The following is a 2759-nucleotide window of genomic DNA, read 5'->3' as shown; positions in this document are numbered from 1 at the left end:
TCAACTCTCTCGCCGACTACCTCACCAAAGTCGGAACCGCCGGCCAGCAAACAGGCCAGAACTAACCCTCAGGATTTCCGGCGCATCACACTAGATACTCGCGCACCTGCACTTTGGCGAGACTGCTTGCGCGAGAACCGACAAGGTACGCCACGGTGGCCCCATTTCGAAGGGTGGCACGGTCTCACCAGGCTATGAGCCTCGCGCGTGTACTCATGCAGACACAGGGTCGGGAACGGTGCCGCTACGGCTCGCCCCGGTGGTCGCCCTCGGGGTCCGGCTCCGCCACAAAGGAACCCTTGCCCCACTCGGTGCAGACGAGACCCTGTGTCCGGAGTTCGCGAATCGCACGGCGTGCGGTCATCCGGGCCACCCCGTGAGCAGCGCACAGCTCGGCTTCCGAGGGGATCGGGTCACCCGGCCCGTACGTCCCCGCCTCGATCGCTGCCATGAGCGCATCACGAACCCGCATGTACGGGGCGCGCGGGGCGTGTGGATCGCGTGAGGTCTCAGCCATGGAAAGAGAGCCTAGAGGCATACGCGCGCAGCAGATCGGCCCCCGCTGGAGCGGGGGCCGTTACGCGTCCGGGAGGGTTACGCGGCTACTCCCACAGCCTCGGCCAGAGCGACGGCCTCCCTCTTGAGCGGCCCGGGTGAGGTACGGGCCAGTTGGCCGGCCAGAGAACGAGCGAACGGCACGTAGCGAATGCCTTCGGCGCTCTCGCGGTATGCGTGGCTGAGATAGTGCACCGCTGCTGCGGTCTCCCGCCGCTGCTGGTGCCCTGCGGCAATGTCCAGCAGCAGACGCGAACGCCGTTCAAGAGAACCGATACCTTCGGGGCGGATGGATTCAGCGCGCCTCAGCGCCTCGCTGGGTGTCAGAAGCCCCACACCGACGCTCACGCCGTGAATGGCGACGTTGGCCGCGTCGAATGCCGATGGCGTGTGGGTGTACCCGGCGGGTAGCCGCTGGGCGGTGCGGTCCGCCTCGGTCAGGTATCGCTCCGCGTCGCCGGAACGCCCGTCCAGTCCGCATGAGATGGCCGCTTGCAGATTCAACGCGCCATATACACCGATGAGTTCAGCCGTGCCCCCTTCAAGTCGACCGCGCAGGAACGACATACCCGCTTCGTCCGTCCGAACTGCTTCTTCGGCGTACCCCGCTGCCCGTTGCCCGATGGCCGTGGACCACGCTGCCAGTGCCAGCGTCACAGGGTTGTCCGCTTCCTCGCTATGAGCACGCCCACGGTCCAGGGCGAGCCAATAGAGTTCTGGTTCGCAGATATGCGCCAGCAATCGCTGGACAAGCCTGTACAGGTCGGCGGTAGCGGCCTGCGCTGCACGCCGCATGTCTCCCTGATTCGTCTTGATGCACGCGTGAGCGTCCCGGATGAGGTCTGGCAGGAGCGAGCCGACTTCCGTCCGCTGGTGGGTACTGCTGTGCCAGAGCTGCCAAGCGCCATCCACGCGATCTCTGAGGACCTCGGGAGTTGCCACAACGTCGGGAGTCGTACCCGTGAACGACACGCTGTGCATGGCCTCACGGATCGCCGGTACCGCACTGTGTGAAAGCTTGCCGACATCGTTGGTAGGAATGCTCAGATCTCCGCCGGTCAGCGTGGCCACGTTCGTTAGGTGCAAGGCGTTTGCGAGTTGCACAAGATGCGTGATCGATTTCAGGCTGCGGTCGCCGTTCTCGATCTTCTTGAGCCAGTCGGCAGACCTGCCGACCAGTCCCGCTAGCACGGGGCGCGACAGCCCCCGCCGTTCCCGCAGGATGCGGATACGTTCGCCGGTTGTGAGCCCTTCGGGTAGATCCGTCATGTTCGCTCCCTGGCGTGAAGTAGAGCCGTTCTGGAAGCGTACGCCCGGAGCGAGGCGCCGTGGATATGCGAGTTTTCGGCCCTGCATTTTCATCGACGGGTGGGACAACTGGCCCCCCATGCAAGGGGGGCCAGTCGTCCCCCTTGCCGGAGTGTGGGGCCCCTACGGTCAGTAGCTCCCTCTACGAGGGACCCCCGCGACCGCGCGAACGATCCGGGGGCGTGGCCACCAGCCTCTAGGGAGCTGACGACAGTGAGCATTATCCACACGATCGTGCGATGGGTGCTGACCGCCTTGCTGCCCGGGAAAGGGAAGCGTCGGGCGGGTGTCCGTCCGGTCACGGAAAGGCCCAGCGCGGGTGCCGCGCGGGTGCGGGCGCACCGGTCGCCCTACCTGATCGCCACGGAGCCGGAGCGCGAGGCGGTCCTGGTCCCGCGCCGCACCTGCCCCTGCCACGACCTGGGTGGGGAGGGGGCACGGTGAACGCCGGTACTCCGCCCGCGCCGGGCACCTCGCGTATGACGATCGAGATCTACCGGGTGGGCCCGGACGGCACGCGGACCGGGCCCACCCGGCGGCGCACGTACCGGCGCGGTCCCGGGCCGCTGACGCTGGTGTCGGACCGGTGGCCGCCGTGCCGCTGCCCGCGCTGTCTGTCGGGTCGGGGCCCGCGGCCCTGAGCGTCGAGACGTGCCGGGAGTGCCGGCTGCTCCTGTCGGACGGGACGGCAACGCCCTGGGCGTACGCGTCGTACTGGCCTCCATGACCTACCACGCCCGCGCCGGGCACCCGAACACCCGACCGCCTCTTCGCGGCTGGGCATGACCCAACAGAAAGTGAACGAGATGAGCAACGACGACGACCTGTTCGGCCTGATCGGGGATCTCGGAGCGGCGGTCAACGCCGCCAAGGATCCGGCTCTGGACCCCCAGTTG

General features: G+C 67.4%; 2 protein-coding genes. Both read right to left on the bottom strand.

From position 1 onward, the window contains the following. Nucleotides 1–244 precede the first annotated feature (244 nt). A complete protein-coding gene (locus tag ABZX40_RS41460; RefSeq protein ID WP_356009007.1) occupies nucleotides 245–472 on the bottom strand; it encodes a winged helix-turn-helix domain-containing protein in 228 nt (75 codons plus the stop codon). A gap of 122 nt (nucleotides 473–594) precedes the next feature. Further along, nucleotides 595–1824 (bottom strand): helix-turn-helix transcriptional regulator, encoded by a 1230-nt coding sequence (locus ABZX40_RS41455; RefSeq protein WP_355747904.1) that lies wholly within the window; start codon nucleotides 1822–1824, stop codon nucleotides 595–597. Nucleotides 1825–2759 lie beyond the last annotated feature (935 nt).

Source organism: Streptomyces sp. NPDC004610, assembly GCF_040609715.1.
Taxonomy (GTDB): domain Bacteria; phylum Actinomycetota; class Actinomycetes; order Streptomycetales; family Streptomycetaceae; genus Streptomyces.
This window is presented reverse-complemented; position numbering and strand designations above follow the sequence as displayed.

What these genes read in the sequence shown, in the direction of transcription:
- ABZX40_RS41460 (WP_356009007.1), bottom strand. Translation starts at nt 472, where the DNA reads ATGCGGGTTCGTGATGCGCTCATGGCAGCGATCGAGGCGGGGACGTAC.
- ABZX40_RS41455 (WP_355747904.1), bottom strand. Translation starts at nt 1,824, where the DNA reads ATGACGGATCTACCCGAAGGGCTCACAACCGGCGAACGTATCCGCATC.